Origin of the sequence: Methylobacterium sp. CCH5-D2 (assembly GCF_001556475.1) — a bacterium.
GTDB lineage: Bacteria > Pseudomonadota > Alphaproteobacteria > Rhizobiales > Beijerinckiaceae > Methylobacterium > Methylobacterium hispanicum.
This window is the reverse complement of the sequence record NZ_LSIX01000665.1, coordinates 1-4,120: the sequence shown is the minus strand read 5'-3', so window position 1 is coordinate 4,120 and position 4,120 is coordinate 1. Positions and strand designations below refer to the sequence as shown.

5 protein-coding genes are annotated in these 4,120 nt (G+C 70.5%); 1 reads left to right on the top strand and 4 read right to left on the bottom strand.

Features of this window, described 5'->3' with window-relative positions:
- From AX737_RS17665 to AX737_RS17650, 4 genes are all read right to left on the bottom strand, one after another.
- Positions 1 to 882 (bottom strand): DUF1839 family protein (locus tag AX737_RS17665; protein WP_066923727.1); only part of this gene is annotated, 882 nt, incomplete at its 3' end.
- 5 nt (positions 883 to 887) lie between these two features.
- Positions 888 to 1,847, bottom strand: coding sequence for an amino acid--[acyl-carrier-protein] ligase (locus tag AX737_RS17660; RefSeq protein WP_066923725.1), 960 nt, complete (start codon positions 1,845 to 1,847; stop codon positions 888 to 890).
- Positions 1,847 to 3,004, bottom strand: a complete 1,158-nt coding sequence (locus tag AX737_RS17655; protein WP_066923723.1) for an acyl-CoA dehydrogenase family protein — start codon at positions 3,002 to 3,004, stop codon at positions 1,847 to 1,849. Before AX737_RS17655 ends, AX737_RS17660 begins: the two co-directional genes overlap by 1 nt.
- A 2-nt stretch (positions 3,005 to 3,006) precedes the next feature.
- Positions 3,007 to 3,261: an acyl carrier protein gene (locus AX737_RS17650; RefSeq protein ID WP_066923728.1), complete on the bottom strand. Its 255-nt coding sequence runs from the start codon at positions 3,259 to 3,261 to the stop codon at positions 3,007 to 3,009.
- Positions 3,262 to 3,467: 206 nt separating this feature from the next.
- Here AX737_RS17650 and AX737_RS17645 point away from each other — a divergent pair.
- A partial coding sequence (locus tag AX737_RS17645; RefSeq protein ID WP_156453806.1) for an acyltransferase occupies positions 3,468 to 4,120 on the top strand: 653 nt, incomplete at its 3' end.

The window sequence follows — 4,120 nt, the reverse complement described above, 5'->3', positions numbered from 1 at the left end:
GCGGTGGAAGGCGCGGGCGAGCTGGAACTGGAAGGTCTTGGCCTCCTGCGCCAGCCCCTCCGCCGCCGCGGCCGCCGCGGAGAGATCGGCCGCGCCATGCCCGTCGAGCCAGCGCAGATGGCTGCCGAGCAGCTCGAAATTCGCCCCGAGCTGACGCGTCGTATTGAAGGCGTAGGCGTGGAACACGCCCAGCGAGCGCCCGACCAGCGCGTCCGCCGCCGTCGCGAGCGCCGCCTGGAAGGCCAGCACCGGGCTCTTCGCGGGCGCCCGCGCGCGGTGGCGCCGCAGCAGGTCGAGGGCAGCGGTCGGAAGTTCCGCCTCCGGCAAGGGAGCCGCGCCCGCCTTCACGAACTCGGCGTAGGGCGGCAGCTCACTGGGCCCGAAGATGCCGTCGTAATCGGCGCCCGAGAGCGTGAAGCGGCCGGCATTGTGCAGGTAGTCGAGCGTCCTGGCCGCCGGATCGAGCGCCAGGATGCCGATCGTGGTCTTGGCGTGAGAGCGACCGTAGGTCGTGCCGGCGGTGTCCGGCAGGTAGAGCGCATCGACCTCGACCAGCACGGGGCAGCCCCGCGCGGCCTGGACCAGCGCGTGCCGCTCCAGCCCGTCGTAGACGGCGAGTTCGAGGATCTCCAGCCCGTAGAGCCGATCGATGTCGGCGGAAGGCGGCTTGAAGAAGGTGAACTGGTCGCCCTCGAAATCCTGCCGCAGGGTGAAGCCCAGCAGCGCCTCCGGCACGAGGCCGCGCCCGTGCAGCAGCTCGATCCAGAGATCGACGTAGCAGTTCGTCTCCGGCCAGTGCCGGTCGGCGGCGTGCAGCGGGTGCGCGATGTAGGCCGGAGCCGGGGCGGGCTCCGTCCGCGAGAGGTCGAGGGCGGCGCTCACCGGCTTCAGCCCCAGAGCACCCGGCGCACGCCCTCCGGCCAGGCGGCGAGGTCGAGGCCGTGGTGGCGCAGCAGCGCCAGGGTGATGCGCTCCAGCCCGAACCCGACGCAGGCCGTGTGGGCGACCTCGCCATCCGCCTGCACGAGGTCCCAGGTCGTGCCGAAATGGTCCTGGTGGTAGTTGAAGCTGAGGCAGGCGGTCGGCTTCTCGACGCTGTTGACCGGCACGTTCAGCTCGAACTTCAGGCCCTGCGCCCGCTGGTTGTTGGCGAGCATGCGGCCGGCGCGGCCGAAGAACGGGTCGTTGGCGGCGTCGATCGCGAGCGGCAGCGCGAGGTCGCGGATCATCTGGGTGCCGCGCTCCAGCCAGCTCTCGCGGAAGGCCAGCACCTGGTCGGGGCTTCCCATGCGCACGTACTCGCGCATCCGGAAGAGCTGCATCCGGGTCGGCTCCAGCGAGGGCTCGCGCCGGAAGCAGTAGGATTGCAGGTCGAACAGCCGGCCCTCCGCGGGGAGCGGGCCGCGCGCGGCGGCGACCGGATAGAGCGGGTAGCAGGCGGCCGGGGTGAGCACGATATCGGTGGCCCGCTGGCCCGCCGTCCAGTCCTCACCCGCCTCGACGCAGGCCAGGAGCTTGGCGTGCTCGCCCTCGTGCCCGCAGAAGCTGTGCACGGTGCCGGCGAGGTTCGGGAAGCCCTTGAGGTAGCCGGAGCGCTCGAAGGCCGGCCGGCTCATGCCGGGGGGAAAGCGCAGCACCTCGGCGTTGTCGGCCGCACCCAGCCGGCCGATCAGCCGGTCGAGGGCCTCGACCACGCTCTCGAAGGCGCCGCTGCGGCCGTAGAGGCCGTCGACGCCGGTGCGGACCAGGAGACCCTGATCGAAGAGCCGGTCGAGGAAGGTCGGCTCGGCGAGGCCGTCGTCGTCGAGGGGCTCGCAGAAGGTCGGGGCGGGGGATAGCGATTCCATCACGCGCTCATGAGCTGGCCGGAGCTCTTCTGCACGAGCAGGAGCTTGGCGGTGTTGGCGAGGATGCGGTCGTTGCCGATCATGAGCGGCGCCGAGAGGACGTCGCGCAAGGGGCGGCCGAGGCTGAAGGGTGTGCCGTTCTTGTACCCGGCGAGCCCGACGATCCCGAGCGCGCGCTGGACGATGTCGACCGCCATGTCGGAGGCGGTGGTCTTCAGGTTGTTGAGCATCACCGAGAAGGCGAGCGAGTCGAGGAGGTCGGCGTTGCCCTGCGCGTCCTCGAAGCGGCGGAGCGCCGAGACCAGCGTCGCCTTCATCGCCTGGAGGGCGTTGGAGAGTTCGGCGAGCCTGAGCGCGGTCGGCGGCACCTGGCCCTGGCGCTTGCGCGCCTCGGCCTGCACGAAGACGCGGGCGCGATCGACCGCGAAGCTCGCGATGCCGAACCACACGCTGCTCCAGAGCAGGTGCGAGGCGGCCAGCATCGACTGCGCGGCGATCTCCGCGAAGGGTTTCGGCAGGATCTGCTCGACGGGCACGCCGCGCGCCTCCAGCCGGAAGCCGTCGCTGCAGGTGCCCCGCATGCCCAGCGTGTCCCAGGTGCTCGTCCGCTCCAGGGTGATCTGGTCGCTGAGCAGCGCCACCAGCACCTGGTCGGAGGTGGCAGCCTCGGCGTTGCGCCGGGCGGTGGCGAGGATCAGGTCGGCCTGCGCCCCGTAGGAGATCACGGAGGCGTCCTTGGCCAGAGCGAACACCCCGTCCTCCGCCTCGACGGCGCAGAGGCTGTTGCGCAGGTCGCCGCCGATGCCGGCCTCCGTGGTGGAGGAGGCGACGAGGAGCTGCTCCGAGGCGATACGCTCCATCAGGCGGCAGTGCCACGCGCTGTCGAGCCCGTGGCTGACGAGGCTCGACACCTTGATGTGGTGCATGGCGAAGACCATGGCGGCCGCGCTGCAGGCTTGGCCGAGCGCGTAGCAGCCCTCCGCGATGTCCGTGAGGCCCGCGCCCTCGCCGCCGAACTGCCGCGGGATCTGGAGGCCCAGAAGGCGCTCGGCCTTCAGGGCGGCGACCGCTTCCGCGGGGAAGCGGCCTTCGCGGTCCACCGCGTCGGCGTGGAGCGCCGCCACCGAGGCGGCGCGTGCGAAGCGCTCGGCCAGCATGGTCAGGCGGCTTCCGCCTGGACCAGGCCGGAGACGGTCTCGCGGATGCTGCGGATCGTCGAGAACGACTTGCGGCTGAGGAGGTGGTCGGGGAACTCGACGTCGAAATGCTCCTCGAGCGCCAGCATGAGCTGCACTGAGCCGAAGGAGTCGAGACCCTTGTCGAACAGGTTGTCGTCCTCCGCGATCTCCGCGGCGATCGGAGCCAAAGCCTCGTTCCGCGCGAGAATATTACGGATGTCTTCCAGCGAAACCATCAAGAGCCCCTATGAATTTGCCTTTTGTACGGTAGATCTCGGACACGAAGAAAGTCAAACCCGTTCCGGATCCGTGGTAAATCAGAAACCAACCGGCCGGCGACGGCGGCGGGGCCGGGGATTTACACCCTGTTACGGCATCGCCCCTGCACGCCGGGATCGCGGGGTCGCTCGCCGGTCCCGTGGTCGAACGGGAACACACCACGATGGAACAGAGAGCGGACAGGGCAGCCGAGCCGGCGTCCCGTTTCGAAACGCTCGACGCGTTGCGGGGCGTCTGCGCGCTGGCGGTCGCCTTCTTCCACATGCCGTTCGCGCACCCGTTGCGGGAAGCGCCGCGCTTCGACAACGTGCAGTTCTGTGTCGACGTCTTCTTCGTCCTGTCGGGCTTCGTGCTGCTGCACGCCTACGGAGCGCGGCTGGGAAGCCCGACCCAGGGCCTGCGCTTCGCGCTGGCCCGCTTCGGCCGCCTGTGGCCGCTGCACGCCGCGACGCTCGGGCTTCTGATCTCGCTCGAGGCGGCGCGCCTCCTCTACCTCGCCGGCCATCCGGGCACGCCCGTGGTCACGCCGCCCTTCGGCCCAGCGCACCGGCCGGTCGAGGTGCTCACCCACCTGCTGTTCCTGCAGGACTTCATCACCTTCGGCGAGTTCAGCTGGAACGTTCCGGCCTGGAGCATCGCGGTCGAGTTCTACGCCTCGCTGGTGCTCGCCGGCACCGTGATGCTGGCGGGGCCGCGGGCGCGCTGGGTCTTCGCGGGTCTCGCCCTGCTCGCCGCCCTCGCCCTCCACGCGGTCAGCCCCCGGACCCTGTTCGCGATAGAGGATTGGGGCATCCTGCGCTGCCTGTTCGACCTCTT